Origin of the sequence: Acidovorax sp. 107, assembly GCF_003058055.1 — a bacterium.
GTDB lineage: Bacteria > Pseudomonadota > Gammaproteobacteria > Burkholderiales > Burkholderiaceae_C > Acidovorax.
The window spans coordinates 753,297-772,019 of sequence record NZ_QBTZ01000001.1 but is presented as its reverse complement, the minus strand read 5'-3'; the positions used below and the strand labels follow the sequence as shown (position 1 = coordinate 772,019).

The 18,723-nt window shown below is 67.4% G+C and carries 16 protein-coding genes; 7 read left to right on the top strand and 9 right to left on the bottom strand.

What is annotated here, in order from left to right; all coding sequences use genetic code 11:
• Window positions 1-59: 59 nt before the first annotated feature.
• From C8C99_RS03625 to C8C99_RS03615, 3 genes are all read right to left on the bottom strand, one after another.
• Window positions 60-1,388 carry a mechanosensitive ion channel family protein gene (locus tag C8C99_RS03625; protein WP_108624984.1) on the bottom strand — a complete coding sequence of 443 codons (1,329 nt, stop codon included), beginning with the start codon at window positions 1,386-1,388 and terminating at the stop codon, window positions 60-62.
• 11 nt (window positions 1,389-1,399) lie between these two features.
• Complete coding sequence (locus C8C99_RS03620; protein ID WP_108624983.1) at window positions 1,400-2,185, bottom strand: enoyl-CoA hydratase; 786 nt, start codon at window positions 2,183-2,185, stop codon at window positions 1,400-1,402.
• Between the two features lie 115 nt (window positions 2,186-2,300).
• Window positions 2,301-3,254 carry a histone deacetylase family protein gene (locus C8C99_RS03615; RefSeq protein WP_199226310.1) on the bottom strand — a complete coding sequence of 318 codons (954 nt, stop codon included), beginning with the start codon at window positions 3,252-3,254 and terminating at the stop codon, window positions 2,301-2,303.
• Between the two features lie 53 nt (window positions 3,255-3,307).
• Here C8C99_RS03615 and C8C99_RS03610 point away from each other — a divergent pair, with 53 nt between their 5' ends.
• The 6 genes from C8C99_RS03610 to C8C99_RS03585 all read left to right on the top strand — a co-directional run bounded on the left by C8C99_RS03610 (window position 3,308) and on the right by C8C99_RS03585 (window position 10,642).
• Window positions 3,308-4,228, top strand: coding sequence for a MoxR family ATPase (locus C8C99_RS03610; protein ID WP_056640673.1), 921 nt, complete (start codon window positions 3,308-3,310; stop codon window positions 4,226-4,228).
• A gap of 3 nt (window positions 4,229-4,231) precedes the next feature.
• The gene (locus C8C99_RS03605) at window positions 4,232-5,275 is read left to right on the top strand and encodes a DUF58 domain-containing protein (RefSeq protein WP_108624982.1); all 1,044 of its coding nucleotides are present in this window, start codon (window positions 4,232-4,234) and stop codon (window positions 5,273-5,275) included.
• A gap of 115 nt (window positions 5,276-5,390) precedes the next feature.
• Window positions 5,391-7,430, top strand: a complete 2,040-nt coding sequence (locus C8C99_RS03600) for a DUF3488 and transglutaminase-like domain-containing protein (protein WP_108624981.1) — start codon at window positions 5,391-5,393, stop codon at window positions 7,428-7,430.
• Between the two features lie 162 nt (window positions 7,431-7,592).
• Window positions 7,593-8,705: a lytic murein transglycosylase B gene (gene mltB / locus C8C99_RS03595; protein ID WP_108624980.1), complete on the top strand. Its 1,113-nt coding sequence runs from the start codon at window positions 7,593-7,595 to the stop codon at window positions 8,703-8,705.
• A 177-nt stretch (window positions 8,706-8,882) separates the two neighbouring features.
• Window positions 8,883-9,875, top strand: a complete 993-nt coding sequence (locus C8C99_RS03590; RefSeq protein ID WP_108624979.1) for an ABC transporter ATP-binding protein — start codon at window positions 8,883-8,885, stop codon at window positions 9,873-9,875.
• Between the two features lie 5 nt (window positions 9,876-9,880).
• Window positions 9,881-10,642 carry an ABC transporter permease gene (locus tag C8C99_RS03585; protein WP_056640850.1) on the top strand — a complete coding sequence of 254 codons (762 nt, stop codon included), beginning with the start codon at window positions 9,881-9,883 and terminating at the stop codon, window positions 10,640-10,642.
• Window positions 10,643-10,688: 46 nt separating this feature from the next.
• Here C8C99_RS03585 and C8C99_RS03580 read toward each other — a convergent pair whose 3' ends face one another.
• Window positions 10,689-12,032, bottom strand: coding sequence for a branched-chain amino acid ABC transporter substrate-binding protein (locus tag C8C99_RS03580; protein WP_108624978.1), 1,344 nt, complete (start codon window positions 12,030-12,032; stop codon window positions 10,689-10,691).
• 92 nt (window positions 12,033-12,124) lie between these two features.
• Here C8C99_RS03580 and C8C99_RS03575 point away from each other — a divergent pair, with 92 nt between their 5' ends.
• On the top strand, window positions 12,125-12,523 hold the full coding sequence (locus C8C99_RS03575; protein ID WP_108624977.1) for an Hsp20/alpha crystallin family protein: 399 nt from the start codon (window positions 12,125-12,127) through the stop codon (window positions 12,521-12,523).
• Window positions 12,524-12,653: 130 nt separating this feature from the next.
• Here C8C99_RS03575 and C8C99_RS03570 read toward each other — a convergent pair whose 3' ends face one another.
• The 5 genes from C8C99_RS03570 to C8C99_RS03550 form a co-directional block, all read right to left on the bottom strand.
• Window positions 12,654-13,859, bottom strand: a complete 1,206-nt coding sequence (locus tag C8C99_RS03570) for an ABC transporter permease (protein ID WP_056640690.1) — start codon at window positions 13,857-13,859, stop codon at window positions 12,654-12,656.
• Entirely contained in the window at window positions 13,859-14,644 is a 786-nt protein-coding gene (locus C8C99_RS03565; protein ID WP_108624976.1) for an ABC transporter ATP-binding protein, read from the bottom strand. The genes C8C99_RS03570 and C8C99_RS03565 overlap by 1 nt, the downstream gene beginning before the upstream one ends.
• Window positions 14,641-16,023, bottom strand: a complete 1,383-nt coding sequence (locus tag C8C99_RS03560; protein WP_108624975.1) for an efflux RND transporter periplasmic adaptor subunit — start codon at window positions 16,021-16,023, stop codon at window positions 14,641-14,643. Before C8C99_RS03560 ends, C8C99_RS03565 begins: the two co-directional genes overlap by 4 nt.
• Before the next feature lie 44 nt (window positions 16,024-16,067).
• Complete coding sequence (locus C8C99_RS03555; RefSeq protein ID WP_233247153.1) at window positions 16,068-17,459, bottom strand: efflux transporter outer membrane subunit; 1,392 nt, start codon at window positions 17,457-17,459, stop codon at window positions 16,068-16,070.
• A 264-nt stretch (window positions 17,460-17,723) separates the two neighbouring features.
• On the bottom strand, window positions 17,724-18,719 hold the full coding sequence (locus C8C99_RS03550; RefSeq protein WP_108624974.1) for a helix-turn-helix domain-containing protein: 996 nt from the start codon (window positions 18,717-18,719) through the stop codon (window positions 17,724-17,726).
• Window positions 18,720-18,723 lie beyond the last annotated feature (4 nt).

Sequence of the window (18,723 nt, the reverse complement as noted above, 5' to 3'; positions counted from 1 at the left end):
AGAGTTTGCTGTCGCCTGCGCTACCGCAGGTTTGCCGGAACATGCCGCCCACCCCTGGTTCATGCCGCCGCAGTCGGTGCAGACGCGGTGGGCGCCCCAGGGGCTACCCCCGTAGGCAGCGCTCCATCCACCTGTACATGCATAACCCGCTGTGGATAGGGAATTTCGATCTGATGGGCCCGCAGCGCACTCAGGATGGCCCGGTTGATGTCCGAGCGCAGTCCCAACGACCCGTTTTCAGGGTCCGCAATCCAGAACCCCACGGTGAACTCCAGCCCATCAGCACCGAAGGCTGACAGCGCCGCACTGGGGGCCGGGTCACGCAGCACCCGTGGGCTGACCAGGGCGGCGTTGGTCAGCAACTGGGCCACCTGGTCCACATCGCTCTCGTAGGCCACACTGACCACGGTGGACATCCACACGCGCGGGTCCGACAGAGAAAGGTTTTCCACCCGCTGGGTAATCAGGAGCTCGTTGGGCACGATGGACTCGCGGCCCGACGGCGAACGGATGACGGTATAGCGGGCATTGATCTGCGTGATGCGCCCCTCGAACGTGTCGAGCTTGACGTTGTCCCCAATGCGCATGCTGCGCTCGGCCAGGATCACAAACCCGCTCACATAGTTGGCCGCGAGCTTCTGCAGGCCAAAGCCGATGCCCACGCCGACCGCACCACCCAGCACCGACAGCGCAGTCAGATCGATGCCCACCGACGACAAGGCCACCAGCAAGCCCACAAATACCAGCAGCGCCCGCACCGCATTGCTCACTGCCTTGCGCAGCGACAGCTCGGCCCCCGTGGCCGAGCGCAGCAGGCGCGACTCGATGGCCGCCGAGATCCACAAGGCAATCAGCAGCACCGCAGCGGCGGTGACCGCCCCTTCGATGATGGTGCGCACCGACAGCGTCGCACCCCCTACCTTCCAGTGGATCTGGTCCAACTCGTCCAGCACCAGCGGCAGCAGCCCGGTGACCCATAGCACCATGCCCAGCCACGCCATCCAGGAGATGGAGCGCTCGATGGGCCGAACCCAGGCAGCATCCGGGTAGGCCACCTGCAGCACCTTCACGCCGATGCGAATGACCACCAGCGCCACCAGCACGGGGATCGCAATCTTGAAAGCCGCCAGCGCCACCCAGTGGTGCAGCAAGGTGCGCGCGATGTAGGCCAGGCTCAGCAGCACCAGCGGGAACAGCGCGCCGTCCACAATCCGCACCCCAAACAGGATCGAGCGCGGGTCGCCCCGGCGCAGGCCGCGCTGCAGCAGCGCCACCAGCCCCCAGGCCAGGCCCACACAGACAGCCAGGACGGCCAGCTCCACCAGCACCGTGGGGCTGAGAAAGGCCTGCACCCACAGGCCCACGTCGTCGAGCATCGGCTTGTCCATCGTGCCGTGCCTCAACGCTTCCAGGCGGGCTGGCGCTTCTCGGCAAACGCACGGGCGCCCTCCTGGGCGGCATCGTCCATCATGTTGGTGGCCATGGTCTGGCCCGCCAGCTGGTAGGCGGCGTCGATGCCCAGCTCGCGCTGCTGGTACACCAGCGCCTTGCCCATGGCCACGGCCACACGGGGCTTTTGCAGGATGGATTGCACCAGTTGCTCGACCTCGGCATCCAGCGCATCGGCCGGCACCACACGGTTCACCAGCCCTTGTGCCAGCGCGGTAGGCGCATCGATGAAGTCACCGGTGAGCAGCATTTCCATTGCCCGCTTGGCAGGCACATTGCGCACCAGCGGCACGCTGGGCGTGGCACAGAACAGACCGTAGTGAATACCGCTGGTCGCAAAGCTCGCGCTGTCGGCCGCCACGGCCAGGTCACACTGCGCCACCAGCTGGCACCCCGCAGCCGTCGCCATGCCCTGCACCCGCGCAATGACAGGCACGCTGAGCTTGTGGATGGTCAACATCATGCGGCTGCACTGCGCAAACAGCTTCTGGTAGTACGCCAGCTCCGGGTGGGCCGCCATGTCCTTGAGGTTGTGGCCCGCGCAAAACGCCTTGCCGGCTGCCGCCAGCACCACCACACGCACTGACTCGTCGCGGTCAGCACCGTCCAGCGCCTGCTGCAGGGCTGTGAGCATCTCGCTGCCCAGCGCGTTGAAGCGGGCAGGGTCGTTCAGGGTCAGGGTGACTACGCCGCGTGTGTCGCGGGCAATGTGCAGCAGATCATTGGAATTCGTCATCATTCTTCTCCAGTGTTTTGCATGCCCGGCACCGCCGAAACCGGCAGGCCTCCGGGCCAGCGCTGCCGTGGAGGCAACCTTGCCAGAGCACCGGTGGCGCCCTCCGCCAGAGGGCTCACAGATCCGCAAGGACTCGCAGATGCGCTTCCACACTGCGCGCCAGGGGCCCCATCACATAGCCCCCCTCCAGGCACGACACGATGCGGCCTTTGGAGTAGCGCCGGGCCACGTCCTTCACGCGCTGGGTGATCCAGGTGTAGTCCTGCTCGGTCAGGCCCAGCTGGCCCATGTCGTCCTCGCGGTGGGCATCAAAGCCCGCGCTCACAAAAATCATCTCGGGCTTGAAAGCCTCCAGCCGGGGCATCCACATCATTTCGATGATCTCGCGGATGTCCATGCCGCGCGTGTAGGCCGGCACGGGCACGTTGACCATGTTGGGGGCGGGATCGTGGTCGCCGCTGTAGGGGTAGAACGGGTGCTGGAAGATGCTCACCATCAGCGCCCGCGGGTCATTGGCCAGTATGTCTTCGGTGCCGTTGCCGTGGTGCACGTCAAAGTCCACCACCGCCACCCGCTGCAGGTTGTAACGCTGCAAGGCGTATTTGACGGCCACCGCCACGTTGTTGAAAAAGCAGAAACCCATGGCCTTGTCGCGGCAGGCATGGTGCCCTGGGGGGCGCACGGAACAGAACGCGTTTTCTACCTCGCCCGCCATCACCGCATCGGTGGCGGCCAGCGCGGCACCTGCGGCACGCAGGGACGCCTTCCAGGTATGGGCATTGATGGAGGTGTCGGTATCGATCTGCGCGTAGCTCGGGCCGCCAGCCATCAGCTCTTCGTTGAGCCGGTCGGACAGGCCACGCAGTGCCGCAATGTGCATGCGGCCGTGGGCCAGCTCGATGTCGGCCAGGGAGGCTTCAGGGGCCTCGTAGCGCTCCAGCGCGTCACCCACGCCGGTGACCAGCAAACGGTCTTCAATCGCATCCAGCCGCTCGGGGCATTCGGGGTGGCCCGGGCCCATCTCGTGCTTCCAACAATCCCGGTGGGTGAAATAGCCCGTCTTGCTCACAGTCTTGTCCCCGCGTCTCGCATTTTTTGCCGTTTTTCGGATAACGTCGTGCCATGAATGCACAGCACAAGATCAAATCGCTCCTGGATCAGCTTAACACGGTGATCGTGGGCAAAAAGGCCCAGGTTCAGGACTGCGTGGCCTGCCTGCTGGCGGGGGGGCACCTGCTCATCGAAGACGTGCCTGGCGTGGGCAAGACCACACTGGCGCACGCGCTGTCCCACACCTTCGGGCTGCAGTTCTCGCGCGTCCAGTTCACTGCGGACCTGATGCCCAGCGACCTGACCGGCGTGTCGGTATACGAACGCGGCAAGGAAGCCTTTGTGTTCCACCCCGGCCCGGTGTTTGCCCAGGTGCTGCTGGCCGACGAGATCAACCGCGCCAGCCCCAAAACGCAGAGCGCCCTGCTCGAAGCCATGGAAGAAAAGCAGGTCTCGGTCGAGGGCGAAACCCGCGCCCTGCCCCACCCCTTCTTCGTGATCGCCACCCAGAACCCGCACGACCAGCTGGGCACCTTTGCGCTGCCTGAGTCGCAGCTTGACCGCTTCTTGATGCGCATCTCCATCGGCTACCCCGACCGCGCCGCAGAGCGGCTGCTGCTGTCGGGCGACGACCGGCGTGACATGGTGAGCAGCCTGCTGCCCCTGCTGTCCGCCGAGGAGCTGGCCGAACTGCAGCGCCAGGTGCAGGCCGTGCACACCGCCGATCCGCTGCTCAACTATGTGCAGGACCTGATCGCCGCCACCCGCTCGGGCCGCTGGTTCTTGCAGGGCCTGTCGCCCCGCGCGGGCATTGCGATGCTGCGCGCGGCCAAGGCCCAGGCCCTCATCAGCGGGCGCGACTATGTGGCGCCGGACGATGTGCAGGCCGTGCTGCCGCAAACCATTGCCCACCGCCTGGTGCCCGTGGGCGACGCCGGGCGCGGCGCGGTCGAGCAGGTGCGCGCCATGGTCGACGCCGTGCCGCTGCCCTGACCAATGGAATCCGCCGCCCACCCATCCCTCGCAACGCCCACGGGCTGGCGCAGCCTGGCCGCGCGGCTCAGCCCCGTGGCGCGCCTTCGCAGGCGCTTCCAGCGCTGGTGGCAGGCACGCCTGCCGCTGTCCGACACGCTGCAGCTCACCCAGCGCAATGTCTACATCCTGCCCACCAGCTCGGGCTGGATGCTGGCCCTCACGCTCGTGGTGTTGCTGGTGGCCTCCATCAACTACCAGCTCAACCTGGGCTACCTGCTGACCTTTTTGCTGGCGGGCAGCGCTGTGGTGGGCATGCACATCTGCCACGCCAACCTGCGCGGGCTGACGCTGCACCTGAAAGCGCCCGAGCCGCATTTTCTGGGTACGAGCACGGCGTTCGAGATCCAGCTGTCCAGTGATCGCAAGTCGCCGCGCTATGGCATTGCCCTGGCGGTGCACGGCGCCGGCAAGGCCGAACACCACTGGGCCTGGACCGACGTGCCTGCCCAGGGCCAGGCCAGCGTGCAGGTCGCCTTCCAGCCGGGTCGCCGGGGGCTGCACCGCGTGCCCACCCTGACGGCCGAGACGCGGTTTCCGCTCGGCACCTTCCGCGTGTGGACCTACTGGCGCCCCGCTGCCGAGGTGTTGGTGTACCCGGCGCCTGAAGTGCCGCCGCAGCCCCTGCCGCCGGGCGAGCCCCGCGCCGGAGGCACGGGCAATGCACCGTCGCAGGGCATTGGCGAATTCGACGGTGTGCGGGCCTACCGGCGCGGCGACCCGCTCAAGCTGGTGGTCTGGAAGAAGGCCGCCAAGTCGCTGGCGACCGGTACCGACGATCTGGTGAGCCGTGACGCGCAACAGGCGCAGCGGCACGAGCTGTGGCTGGACCTGGCCCACGCCGCCCTGCCCAACCACGAGGCACGCGTGTCGCGACTGACGGCCTGGGTGCTGCAGGCCGACCGCCTGGGCCTGGACTATGGCCTGCGCCTGCCCAGCACCGAGATCGCGCCCGACACCGGTGCGGCCCACCGCCGCCGCTGCCTGGAGGCATTGGCCCTGTGTTGACCCGTTGCCGCTTAATTCAGTCCATATTGGCCGCAAGCGCATGTTCATATTGCCTTAATAGCTATCAAGTTAGTAGCAAAATGAAATCCGTCGCCCTCCACTCCGCCGCGCTGCCATGAGCCTGCGCCAGACGCTCCACGCACTGCCGCGCGACGCGCGCGACACGCTGTTCCTGCTGGTCGTGATTGCGTGGGTCATCGCCCCGCAGGTCAACGTGTTGCCCGCTTGGGCGAGCCTGCTGGCGGCCGGACTGATGCTGTGGCGCGGCTGGCTGGCCTTCAAGGGCCGCCCGCTGCCCGCACGCTGGGTGCTGGCCATTCCGCTGGTGCTGGCCGTGGCAGGCACGCTGTACACGCACCGCACCATCCTGGGCCGCGACGCGGGAGTAACGCTGATCGTGATGCTGCTGGCACTCAAGATGCTGGAGCTGCGCGCGCGGCGCGATGCGCTGGTGGTCTTCTTCCTGGGCTTCTTCACGATGCTCAGCAACTTCTTCTTCTCGCAGTCGCTGTTCACGGCCGCCGCCATGCTGGTGGCGCTGCTGGGGCTGCTCACGGCCCTGGTCAATGCCCACATGCCCGTGGGGCGGCCTCCCCTGTCGCAGGCGCTGCGCACGGCGGGCGCCATGGCGCTGCTGGGCGCGCCCATCATGGCGGCGCTGTTCATGCTGTTCCCACGCATGGCGCCGTTGTGGGGCATGCCCAGCGACACCATGAGCGGGCGCAGCGGCCTGTCGGGTGTGATGAAGGTGGGCAACATTGCCGAGCTGGCGCTGGACGACACCGTGGCCATGCGCGTGCGGTTTGACACCCCTGACGGCGCGGCACCGCCCCAAAGCGATCTGTACTTCCGCGGCCCAGTGTTCGGTACCTTCGACGGTGTCGAGTGGCACCCGGTATCGCCCCGCCCGGGCGACTTGTCGCAGGCGCGCGCCAGCACTGCGGCCAACCTGCGCGTGCGCGGCCAACCCGTGCGCTACGAAGTGACGCTGGAGCCTCACCAGCGCCCCTGGCTGCTGCTGCTGGACGCCGCCGTGGACAAGCCCGCCGTGGCGGGCATGGACACCTTCATGACGCAGGACCTGCAGTGGCTGACCAGCCGTGCCATCAACGACGTGGTGCGCTACAAGGCAGAAAGCTATACGCAGTTCGAGCATGGCCCCAGTGCCTCCAACGCGGCCCTGCGCGTCTACACCGAGCTGCCTGCGGGCTTCAACCCCCGCACGCTGGCGCTGGCGCAGGAGCTGCGCAGCAACCCGCAGCTCAACCCCAACCCTTCGCAGGACAACGCCGAGGCGCTGGTCAACGCCGCCCTGACCCGCCTGCGCACTGGCGGATACGTGTACACGCTGGAACCCGGCGTGTACGGCCAGCACACGGCCGACGAGTTCTGGTTTGACCGCAAGGAGGGGTTTTGCGAACACATCGCCTCGGCGTTTGTGGTGCTGATGCGCGCGCTCGACATTCCGGCCCGCATCGTCACCGGCTACCAGGGCGGCGACCGCAACCCCGTGGACAAGCTCTGGACCGTGCGCCAGAGCGACGCCCACGCCTGGGCCGAAGTCTGGCTCTCCGGCCGGGGCTGGGTGCGGGTGGACCCCACGGGCGCGGTGTCGCCCGGTCGCACCGGCGCCTTCCAGCGGCTGCGCGCGCCCCAGGGCGCCTTTGCCACTGCCATGGGCACGGTCATCAGCCCGGGCGTCGCGCAGAACCTGCGCGCCGTGTGGGAGGCCGTCAACAACAGCTGGAACCAGTGGGTGCTCAACTACACGCAAAGCCGCCAGCTGGACCTGCTCAAGTCCCTGGGCTTCGAGTCGCCCAGCTGGCAGGACCTGACCATGGTGCTAGGCATCCTGATCATCGTGGCAGCCATCGGGGGCATGGGCTGGAGCCTGTGGGAGCGCAGCCAGCACGACCCATGGCTGCGTCTGCTGGCACGCGCCCGCCAACGCCTGGCCCGTGCCGGGCTGGTGGTGCCCGACACCCTGCCGCCACGGGCCATGGCCGAACGGGTGCAGGCACAATTCGGCGCACCCGCTGCGGCGGTGGCCGACTGGCTGCTGCGGCTGGAGCGCGTGCGCTACGCCCCCCACCCTGAGGCCGCCCTGGGCGATTTGCGGCGGGAGTTCCGCAGCATCGCCTGGCCGAAGCAGTGAACCATCCCCCTGAGCGGCTGCGCCGCCTCCCCCTTCTCTCGCGCTTTGCGCGGGAAGGGGGACGATGCCCTCGCTGCGGGGCGGCCCTTGCTTGGCATCCCTGGTCTTGGAGCGCGCCGGTATCGGACGCTTGAGGGAGCCACAACATGACGAACCATTGACATGAAGAAGACAGCACCCTGGACCGCAGCAGCTATTTTTTTGATAGCTGCCTGTGCATTACCCGCTAGCGCAAAGCCCGAAAACCAACCCAAATCAGCAGCCCAGAAGGCGCATGCCAAAGCCGGCCAGGCCCACCAGGGGCGGGCCAGTGCCAAGGCCCCGGTGCTCTACGCGGCGCGGCCCGAGGCCATGGAGTTTGCCGACGACCTGGCCGCGCGCCGCGACCTGGACCGCGAATGGGTGCGTCAGGCCATCGGCCAGGCGCATTTTCTGCCCCAGGTGCCGCGCCTCATGCTGCCTCCGGCCAAGGGCACGGCCAAGAACTGGCGTGTGTACCGCAGCCGTTTCATCGACCCCATTCGCATCCGTGCAGGCGTGCGCTTCTGGCAGGAAAACCAGGCCACGCTGGAGCATGCCGAACGCGAATTTGGCGTGCCCGCCGAGATCATCGTGGGCATCATCGGGGTGGAGACCATCTACGGCCAGCAGATGGGCACCTTCCGCGTGATGGACGCGCTGGCCACCCTGGCGTTTGACTTCCCCTCGGCCCACCCGCGCGCCAAGGAGCGCACCGAATTCTTCCGCCGCGAGCTGGAGCAGTTCCTGAGCCTCACCAACCGCAGCAACACCGACCCCTTTGAGCCACGCGGCAGCTACGCTGGCGCCATGGGCCTGGGCCAGTTCATGCCATCGAGCTGGGTGCGCTATGCGGTGGACTTCGACGGCGACGGCCGCGTGGACCTGTTCAAGAGCCCGGCCGACGCCATTGGCTCGGTGGCCAACTACTTCCGCGGCCACGGCTGGACGCCCGGCATGCCCACGCACTTTGGGGTGCAGTTCGACAACGCGCGCCTACAGCTGGACGACCTGCTCGCCCCCGACATCCTGCCCACCTTCAGTGCCGCCAGCATGTTGGCCAAGGGCGCCGTGCTCGATGCCCAGGGTGCGCAGCACACCGGCCCGCTGGCGCTGGTGGAACTGCAAAACGGCAACGATGCGCCCAGCTACGTGGCGGGCACCGAGAACTTCTACGCCATCACGCGCTACAACTGGTCCAGCTACTACGCCATGGCGGTGATCGAGCTGGGGCGCGAGGTGGCGGCGGCGCGCTGATGGCCCCCCCCCCGCGCTGCGAACCACGCACCCACCGGCTGAACCCGGAGGTTTCTGCGGGCACGGAGCCCCCGCGCTGCACGCTTGCGCAAGTCAGTCCACAATGCCCCGCTTCGACCGCTTGTGCAGCGGCCCGGCCAAGGCGGCGCGCCCTGGCCTTCCAAGAGAACCCTCCCCATGCCTGCATCACCTTCTCCAGCACCCGAAACGGACGCCATCGTCCGCGTACGAGGCCTGAGCAAAACCTACGCCGGCGGCTTTCAGGCACTCAAGAACGTCGACCTGGACATCCGGCGCGGCGAGATCTTTGCCCTGCTCGGCCCCAATGGCGCGGGCAAGACCACGCTGATCAGCGTGATTTGCGGCATGAGCAATGCCACGGCGGGCACCGTTACGGCAGATGGGCACGACACGGTGCGCGACTACCGCGCCGCCCGTGCGGCGATTGGCCTGGTGCCCCAGGAGCTTCACACCGACTCGTTCGAGACCGTGTGGGCCACGGTGAACTTCAGCCGAGGGCTGTTTGGCAAGGCCCCCAACCCCGCATACATCGAGAAGATCCTCAAGGACCTGTCGCTGTGGGACAAGAAGGACAACAAGATCCTTGCGCTGTCGGGCGGCATGAAACGCCGCGTGCTGATCGCCAAGGCGCTGTCGCACGAACCCAAGATTCTGTTCCTCGACGAGCCCAGCGCGGGCGTGGATGTGGAGCTGCGCCACGACATGTGGCGCCTGGTGCGGGCGCTGCGCGACGCGGGCACCACCATCATCCTGACCACCCACTACCTGGAAGAAGCCGAGGACATGGCTGACCGCATCGGCGTGATCCGCAAGGGCGAGTTGATCGTGGTGGAAGACAAGGCCGTGCTGATGCGCAAGCTGGGCAAGAAGGAGCTTGCCATCGCACTGCAGCAGCCCATGGAGCAGGTGCCCGCAACGCTCGCCCGGTGGCCGCTATCTTTGAGCCAGGGCGGCACCGTACTGACCTACACCTTCGACACGCAGCAGGAAGACACCGGCATCGCCGCCCTGCTGCGCGCCCTGACGGAGCACGGCATCGACTTCAAGGACCTACATTCCAGCGAAAGCTCGCTCGAAGACATCTTCGTGAGCCTGGTGCACCAGGACAAGGCCCCCACCCCTTCGGCCCAGAAAGCGATCCCAGCATGACCGGTGTGAACCTGCATGGCGTGCGCGCCATCTACCGCTTTGAAATGAACCGTGCCTTCCGCACCTGGATGCAGAGCCTCATTGCGCCGGTGCTCACCACCGCGCTGTACTTCATCGTCTTCGGCTCCGCCATCGGCTCGCGCATGGGCGACATCGGCGGGGTGAGCTATGGCGCCTACATCATCCCCGGCCTGCTCATGCTGTCGCTGCTCTCCGAGAGCATTTCCAACTCAGCCTTCGGCATCTACATGCCCAAGTGGTCAGGCACCATCTATGAGCTGCTGAGCGCACCCGTCAACTGGGTGGAGGTGCTGCTGGGCTACGTGGGCGCGGCGGCCAGCAAGTCGCTGCTGGTGTCGGTGCTCATTCTGTCCACCGCCCGGGTGTTCGTTCCGTACGAGGTGGCGCACCCGGTGTGGATGGTGGGCTTTCTGGTGCTCACGGCCGTCACGTTCTGCCTGTTCGGCTTCCTGATTGGCCTGTGGGCCGACAGCTTTCAGAAGCTGCAGGTCATCCCGCTGCTGGTGATCACGCCGCTCACCTTTCTGGGCGGAGCGTTTTACAGCATCAGCATGCTGCCGCCGTTCTGGCAGACCGTCTCGTTGTTCAACCCGGTGGTCTATCTCATCAGCGGGCTGCGGTGGGCGTTCTACGGCCACGCCGACGTGCACATCGCGGTGAGCACCAGCATGACGCTGGTGTTCATGGCCTTGTGCCTCACCGTGGTGTGGTGGGTGTTCAAGACCGGCCACCGGATCCGGCGCTGAGCGCGATCACCCCGGTCGCCCCGGCCGCCCGGAGCGAATCCACGTATCAGTAGCGCTGCATCTGGCAGCTGTGCGGCTGCTGCGCCTTGGCCGCTGCAATCTGCCGAACCACGCGGAAGCCGTAGCCCGAGCCTTCCACGTCGAACTTCACGCCGGGCGCGCCTTTCTTGTCCATCACGCCCACCGCCAGCGCCTGCTGGAACTGGTGGTCAGCCGCGCGCATGGTGCCGCCCTGGCCGGCCAGCTGCACGTTGGCCGACTCCATCTGGCGCGCAACGGCCACCACATCCGTGCTGCCCGCACGCTCGATGGACTGCGCGAGTGCCTCAATCATCAGCTGCATGCGCATGTGCACATAGTCGTCCTGCGGCTTGGGAAAGCGTGTACGAAAGGACTGGTAGAACGCCTCGCTCTGCGCGCCCGGCACGTTGGGCAGCCAGTCGGCCACGGCCACCACCTTGCCGATGCCTGCGTCGCCAATCGCAGCGGGCGCACCCAGCGCGTTGCCGTAGAAGGTGTAGAAGCTGCCCTCGTAGCCCACGTCCCGCGCGGCCTTGACCAGCAGCGTGAGATCGTTGCCCCAGTTGCCGGTGACCACGGCCTGCGCGCCACTGCTCTTGATCTTGACAGCGTAGGGGGCAAAGTCCTTCACGCGGCCGATGGGGTGCAGCTCTTCGCCCACCACGGCCACATCGGGGCGCTGGACGGCCAGCTGCTTCTTGGCCTCGCGCAGCACGGCCTGGCCAAAGCTGTAGTCCTGGCCGATGAGGTACACGCTCTTCAAGGCCTTGTCCTCACGCATCACCTCCATCAGCGCGGCCATGCGCATGTCGGCATGGGCATCAAAGCGGAAGTGCCAGAAGCTGCACTTCTCGTTGGTGAGGATGGGGTCCACCGCCGAGTAGTTGAGGAACAGCACGCGCTTATTCGGCTCACGCTCGTTGTGCTTGTTGATGGCCTCGATCAGCACGGCAGCCGTGGACGACGAGTTGCCCTGCAGGATGACCTGCGCGCCATCGTCGATCGCGGCGCGCAAGGCAGACAAAGCCTCTTCGTTCTGGCCTTTGCTGTCGTAGCGCTCCAGCACCAGCGGGCGGGGGCCACCGCTACCGGCAGGCAGCTGCACGCCGCCGCGCGTGTTCACGCGCTCCATGGCCCAGTAGATGTTGCGGTACACGGCCTCGCCGGTGTTGGCGAACGGGCCCGAGAGGCTTTCGATGAGTGCCAGCTTGACCGGCTTGGCCTGGGCCACGGCGGCGGGGGCCGGGGCCTGCGCCCGCGCGGCGGGCGCCAACGCCACGGCGCCTGCGAGGGCCACTGCGGCCGCCCAAACGGTGTGACGTAATGCCGCAGCGCCTGATTTCAAGCCCACGGATTGCAATTTATTCATGGCATTTTTCCCTTGAAATGCGGCGTGGCCGCACACACCTCTCTGCCATGCGGCGACCACGTCGAGAGCCGCGCAGTGTATAGGAGTTACCCATGATCTTCGCCCCCGTGATCCGCCGCGCCGCTTATGCCCAAGCCCCCCGTTCCGCCGACCTGGCGCTGCAACGTTTTCTGATGGGCGCGCTGGCACAGCCTGCATCCGCAGCGGCAGCACCCGCCGCCGGCTGCACCGTGACGCAGGACGAAAAAGCCACCACCCTGCAGCTGGACGTGCCCGGCCTGGCCCGCGAACAGCTCTCGATCAGCATTGAAGGCCAGGTGGTGCAGGTGCAAAGCGTGGACGGCGCACCGCGCAAGGTGCAGCGTGCGTGGGAGCTGCCCACCGAGATCGATGCCAGCGCCAGCACCGCCAAGCTGGAAAACGGTGTGCTGACCCTGACGCTGGTCCGCCTGGAGCCCGTGAGCAAGGCCACCACGCTGACCATTCACTAAATCTGGCCGTTCCCCAAGCGATGGCGCGTGACGGCCATCGCTATATTTTCAATAGCAATCAAGGCATGATGCACTGGCGCTTCATGCCTTTTTTGCTTGTATTTCCGCTCAGAACTCCCTGCAAACGCCCTCACTCATGCCGCAGCGCATCGATGGGGTCCATGCGCGCCGCACGCCGCGCCGGGAAATAGCCAAACACCACACCAATACCGGCGGAGAACAGGAACGACAGCAGGTTCACCCCCGGGTTGAACAGGTAGGGCACCCCCATCAGCCCCGACAGCGCGAGCGACGCGCCCGTGGCCAGCACGATGCCGATGAGCCCGCCCAAGGCGGCCAGCACCACGGCCTCGATCAGGAACTGCAGCAGCACCTCGCGCTCCAGCGCGCCAATGGCCAGGCGCAGGCCGATCTCGCGCGTGCGTTCGGTCACGCTCACCAGCATGATGTTCATGATGCCGATGCCGCCCACCAGCAGGCTCACCGCCGCCACCGCGCCCAGCAGCGTGGTCAGCACCTTGGTGGTGCCCGAGAGCGTGTCGGCCAGCTGCTTGGTGTCGAGCACGTTGAAGTTGTCTTCGTCCGAGTCCGACAGTTTGCGCAGCTCGCGCAGCAGTTGCGTGAGGCTGGCCTTCACCCGCTCGGGGTCGCTGCCATCCTTCATCGACACCAGCAGCGTGTTCACCCGCGTGTTGCCGGTCACACGGCGCTGTAGCGTGCGCAGGGGCACCAGCACAGTGTCGTCCTGGTCGTTGCCAAACGCGCCCTGCCCTTTGGACGCCAGCACGCCCACCACTTCGCACGAAAACGCCTTCACGCGCAGCTGGCCGCCCACGGGATCGGCGGTGCCAAACAACTCCCGCCGCACGGTCTCGCCGATCAGGCAGACGGCAGCGCCCGCGCGCAACTCAGCATCGGTAAAGACGCGGCCAGTGCGCACCGTCCAGTTGCCGGTCTCCAGCCAGGCGTTGGTGCTGCCGATCACACTGGTCGTCCAGTTGCGCCCGCCCACCACAGCCGTGGCGGCAGCACGCGCCTCAGGCGCCACGGCCAAGATGCCGCCGATCTGCTGCGCGATCACGTCGGCGTCGGTGTCCTTGAAGGCCGGGGCGCCCGTGCCGCCGCCGGGCCCCATGCGCTGGCCGGGGCGCACCTGCAGCAGGTTGGTGCCCAGGCCCGAGATCTGGTTCTGGATGGCCAGCGTGGCGCCGTTGCCCAGCGTGACCATGGTGATCACGGCGCTCACGCCGATCACGATGCCCAGGATGGTGAGGAAGGAGCGCATGAGATTGCGCCGGATGGAGCGTAGCGCCAGCAGCAGGGTGTTGAGCAGCATCAGTGGCCTCCTGCATCCGAGCTGACCACAGCCGCTGCGGTCGATGCCTTCGATACCGCATCCGCGTCCAGCCCCTTGGGGTGCGGGTTGGCCGCATCGCTGTCCACCACCCCATCCACAAACCGCACGATGCGCCGCGCGTACTGCGCCATGTCGGGCTCGTGCGTGACCATCAGCACGGTGATGCCGTGGTCGGCGTTCAGGCGCCACAGCAGCTCCATGATCTCGACGCTGCGCTGGGTGTCGAGGTTGCCGGTGGGCTCATCGGCCAGCAGCACATCGGGCTCGGTGACGATGGCCCGCGCAATCGCCACGCGCTGCTGCTGCCCGCCCGACAGCTCGGCGGGCGTGTGGTGCTCCCAGCCCTTGAGGCCCACCGCATCCAGCGCACGCGCCGCCGCCGCATGGCGCGCCGCGGCCGACTCGCCCCGGTACAGCAGGGGCAGCTCCACGTTCTCTTGCGCCGAGGTACGCGCCAGCAGGTTGAAGCCCTGGAACACAAAGCCAAAGTAGCGCCGCCGCAGCCGTGCCCGCTCGTCGCGCGAGAGTGCCTCCACATGCACGCCCTTGAACAGGTACTCGCCCATGGTGGGCCGGTCCAGGCAGCCCAGCGTGTTCATGGCGGTGGACTTGCCCGAGCCACTGGGGCCCATGATGGCTACAAAGTCGCCCTGCGCAATGTCCAAGTCCACGCCCTTGAGCGCCTGAAAGGCCAGCGCCCCTTCGCCATAAACCTTGGTCACGCCGCGCAGGCGGATGATGGGGGTATCGCCCGCCACACTCATGACTTGGCCCCTGCCGCGCGCTGGTCGGTGATCACGGCCATGCCGGGGGTGAGGCCTTCGCCTGTGACCTCGGTGTGGCGGCCATCGCTGATGCCCACCTGCACGGTGACAGGCTTGGCGGCGCCGTCTTGCAGCACCCACACCTGGCGCGTCTTGCCCGCACCATCGCCTGCCTCGCCCGGTTTACGTGGACCCGAGCCCGAGCGTGGCATGCGCGGCATGAGCTGCGACATGATGCCGCCACCACTGCCCGATGCAGCAGGCTTGGTGCCACCCGCCCCGGGCTTCGCATCGCCCCCGGCAGCCTGCGCGGGCGTAAAACGCAGCGCCGTGTTGGGCACCAGCAGCACGTCCTTGCGCTCGGTGGAGGTGATGGTGGCCGCAGCTGTCATGCCGGGGCGCAGGCTCATGTCGCTGTTGTTCACCTCCAGCCAGGTGATGTAGGTGACCACGTTGTCCGTCTTGGTGGAGCCAAACGACACGCGCGTGACCTGGGCCGGGTAGCGGCGCGAGGGATAGGCGCTGACCGTGAAGCTCGCGTCCTGCCCCACCTTGACCGAGCCCACATCGGCCTCGTCCACGCTCACATCCAACCGCAGCCGCGTGAGGTCTTCGGCCACGGTGAACAGCGTTACTGCCTGCAGTGATGCAGCCACCGCATTGCCAGGTTCTACCGTGCGGGTCAGCACCACGCCGTCGATGGGCGAGCGGATGGAGGCCTTGGACAAATTGGTTTCGTCGGTGGACAGCGCAGCGCGTGCGTCTTCCACCGTGGCACGCGCACTGGTTTCGTCGGCGCGGGCGCGGTCCAGCGTGGCGCGGCCTGCGTCCAGCTCGGAGGCTGAGGGCACCTTGCCGCCGGACAGGCGGGCGACTTCTTCGAGCCGACCAAAGTTGGCAATGGCCTCCTTGGTGGTGGCCACGGCTTGGGCCAAGCGGGCTTGCGCCGACGCCAGCGAGGCACGCGAGCGCAGCACCTGCGCTTCGAGCTTGGCAGTGTCCAGCTCTACCAGCAGCTGCCCCTTCTTGACCTTGTCGTTCACATCCACCAGCACGTTGCGCACCGTGCCCGACAGCTCGCTGCCAATGGTGACCGAGCGCGTGGGCTGCAGTGTGCCGTTGGCCGACACGGTGAGCGTGAGGTTGCCCCGGCGCAACTCTTCGGTCACATAGGTGGGTGCGGTGCTGGCGCTCTGGCGAGATTGCCAGGCATACAAGCCACCACCCACCACGACGAACGCCGCCACTCCTAGCCACACGGTGGTGCGCTGCCACCAACGGCGGGGCCGGTCGGCGCCCAGCAAGGCGCTCAGGTCGGCAGGAGCTGCCTTGGCGGACGCGGAGGCGGTAGAGGTCACGGAGGTTTCGGTATTGGGCATGGGACGTGAATCAGAAAATGGGGTCATGCAACAGGGCGACCGGGTTACGGGGCCGGCTGCCAGCCGCCCCCCAGCGCCTTGTACAAACGAACATGGTCTGCCGCGACGGCAGCGGTGGTGGTGGCCACACTCTCTTGCGTGGACAGCAGCGTGCGCTGGGTCTCCAGCACCGCCTGAAAGTCGATGAGCCCGCTGCTGTAGCGCTGCTGCGCCAGCAGGGCGGCGTTGCGGGCCGCGTCTGCGGCGGCGGTCAGGCGTTCCAGCTTTTCGCGGTCGCCGCGCAGGGCCACCAGCGCGTTCTCCACATCCTGCAGGGCGGTGAGCACCGTGGACTCGTAGGCCACGCGGGCCTGCTCCAGCGCGGCAGACTGCACACGCACCTGCGCGCGGGCGGCGCCACCGTCGAGCAGCGGAATGGATACGCTGCCCAGCAAGGCACTGGTCACGGCACTGCCACCCGATAACGCCCCCAGCGTGAGAGCGCGCAGGCCCAGCGAGCCGCCGAGGGAGAAGCTGGGGTAGCGCGCCGCATCGGCCTGCGACACACGCGCCAGGGCGGCGGCAATGCGTTGTTCGGCCGCGCGCACATCGGGGCGCTGGCGCAGCGTCTCGGCCGGTATCGCCAGCGCCAGTTCTGCCGTGGGCTGCGGCACGGGCGCGCTGGCGGCTAGGGTGGCGTCGAGCGCCCCGGGCACCTGGCCGGTCAGCACGGACAGGCTGTAGCGCGACTGCGCCAGGCTGGCTTCGAGCGAGGGAATCTGCGCGGCCGTCTGCTCGGCCGCTGCGAGGGCCTGCTCAGTGATGAGCGAGGTGGTCAGCCCCGCCTGCAGGCGCCACTGCGTGAGCTGCAGGGTCTCCTGCTGGCTGGCCAGGTTGCTGCGCGCAATGGCCAAACGCTCCTGCAGCCCGCGCAGCTCGATGTAGTTGACGGCCACCTCGGCCGCCAGCGACACCTGCACGTCGGCCAGGCTGGCCTCTGCCGCGCGCGCATCGGCCTCGCTGGCGCTCACGCCGCTGCGCACGCGGCCAAACACATCGGGCTCCCAGCTTGCGTCAAAACCGGCCTGGAAGGTGTTGCCTGTGCTGTTGTTCGCCCGGCTGCGCTGTGCCGAGGCAGATGCACCGACGCTGGGCAGCAGCCCAGCCGATTGCACATCTACCTGCGCACGCGCCTGCTGCAACGCGGCCTGAGCGGTGCGCACGCTGGTGTTGGCCTTCAAGGCCTGCTCCACCAGTGTGGTGAGCAAGGGGTCATTCAGGCGCTGCCACCATTGCACAAGATTGAATCCCTGGGGGGTGGCTGCGACGCCTTGTGGACCACTCGTGCCCGCTGCCGACCAGGCCGCGGGAACAGCCACCACGGGCGGGGTCCCGTCCAGTGGGGCGAGGCTGGCGCATCCGGTGGCGGCCAGCACGACGCACAGCGTCAGGGCCATGTGCCGCCAGGGCACAGCGTGCGATGGACTCAGGGGACGCTGTGGGCGCAGGGAGCGCGCTGCCCGGGCAGTGGGCGCAGCGGCTGGAGAGGCCGGGTGGATAAAACGCATGGGCTGTAGCGGCGCAAGGGAAAACCCCATTGTGAGCAGCGATTGCGCACAAAAGGTACCCCGTGGGTCAAGCCAGCGTAAAGAAATGATGCAACGCACCAACCACCGCGCCGCGCCCGCGGGCGGCTACGCCACCGGCCCTGCATCCATCGCTCAATGCGCAAGCAGCGGGGGATCGAGCAACACCATGGAGGGCCCCCACGTCCGGGCCCGGTATTCGCTGGGGCTGCAGCCCACATGCGCGCGGAACGCCCGGCTGAAATGCGCACTGTTGCTGAAACCCCAGGACAGCGCAATGTCGGTGACCGAGCGCTGTGCATGCGCCGGGTGGCGCAGGTCGCGCAGGCAGGCCTCCAGGCGGCGGCGCTGGATCATGGCGGCCAGGGTTTCCTCATCGTCGGCCACCGCGTTGTACAGGTGCCGCTTGCTGCAGTTGAGCGCCTGGGCCATGCGGTCGATGGTGAGGTCGGGGTCACCCAGGTGGCGGTCAATGTACTGGCTGATGCGGTCGCGCAGCGCCTCGCGCTGCGACAGCAGGCTTTGCTGGCCATTGCGCTCCAGCAGCGACAGCTGCACCAGGTGCGTGATCACGTCGGCCACGCCGTCGGCGGCGGCGTCGGACATGGTGGGCAGCTCGGCAAACGCGGCGCGCATGGTGTCCCATGCCAGCCGCGAGACGCCCGTGGTGCCCGAAAAGCGCTGCACCATCAGGTCGTCGAGCTTGAGCTTGCGCTCGGGCAGTTGTTCCTTGGGAATCATCAGCACCATCTGCCGCACGGCCTCGGGGTTGCTCACGGCGTAGGCGCGGGTGGTGTCGTACACGCTCCACTCGCCGGGTGACAGCCACACCTGGCGGCCGTTTTGCTCGAAGCAGGCACGCCCTTCGAGCTGCGCCACCACCTTGATGTAGGCCCGGTCACTGCCCCGGATGAGGCTGGGGGTGCGCACCACGCGGTGGCGGCTCACGTCCAGCTGGCACAGGTTCACATAGCCCGCCTGGCCCGAGGTGATGTGGCCCGCAAAGGCATCGTCACCAAACGCATCGGACTCCAGCCCGCCAATGAGGCGCCATACCGCATCGCCCCACAGGTGCAGGCGGTCGCGCGGTGCCACGGTATCGGTGGATACCTCCATCAGGGGGTGGGCCATGGTG

Coding starts and splice junctions, on each gene's coding strand:
- C8C99_RS03625 (WP_108624984.1), bottom strand. CDS start 1,388: ATGGACAAGCCGATGCTCGACGACGTGGGCCTGTGGGTGCAGGCCTTT.
- C8C99_RS03620 (WP_108624983.1), bottom strand. CDS start 2,185: ATGACGAATTCCAATGATCTGCTGCACATTGCCCGCGACACACGCGGC.
- C8C99_RS03610 (WP_056640673.1), top strand. CDS start 3,308: ATGAATGCACAGCACAAGATCAAATCGCTCCTGGATCAGCTTAACACG.
- C8C99_RS03605 (WP_108624982.1), top strand. CDS start 4,232: ATGGAATCCGCCGCCCACCCATCCCTCGCAACGCCCACGGGCTGGCGC.
- C8C99_RS03600 (WP_108624981.1), top strand. CDS start 5,391: ATGAGCCTGCGCCAGACGCTCCACGCACTGCCGCGCGACGCGCGCGAC.
- mltB (WP_108624980.1), top strand. CDS start 7,593: ATGAAGAAGACAGCACCCTGGACCGCAGCAGCTATTTTTTTGATAGCT.
- C8C99_RS03590 (WP_108624979.1), top strand. CDS start 8,883: ATGCCTGCATCACCTTCTCCAGCACCCGAAACGGACGCCATCGTCCGC.
- C8C99_RS03580 (WP_108624978.1), bottom strand. CDS start 12,032: ATGAATAAATTGCAATCCGTGGGCTTGAAATCAGGCGCTGCGGCATTA.
- C8C99_RS03575 (WP_108624977.1), top strand. CDS start 12,125: ATGATCTTCGCCCCCGTGATCCGCCGCGCCGCTTATGCCCAAGCCCCC.
- C8C99_RS03570 (WP_056640690.1), bottom strand. CDS start 13,859: ATGCTGCTCAACACCCTGCTGCTGGCGCTACGCTCCATCCGGCGCAAT.
- C8C99_RS03565 (WP_108624976.1), bottom strand. CDS start 14,644: ATGAGTGTGGCGGGCGATACCCCCATCATCCGCCTGCGCGGCGTGACC.
- C8C99_RS03560 (WP_108624975.1), bottom strand. CDS start 16,023: ATGCCCAATACCGAAACCTCCGTGACCTCTACCGCCTCCGCGTCCGCC.
- C8C99_RS03555 (WP_233247153.1), bottom strand. CDS start 17,459: ATGGCCCTGACGCTGTGCGTCGTGCTGGCCGCCACCGGATGCGCCAGC.
- C8C99_RS03550 (WP_108624974.1), bottom strand. CDS start 18,719: ATGGCCCACCCCCTGATGGAGGTATCCACCGATACCGTGGCACCGCGC.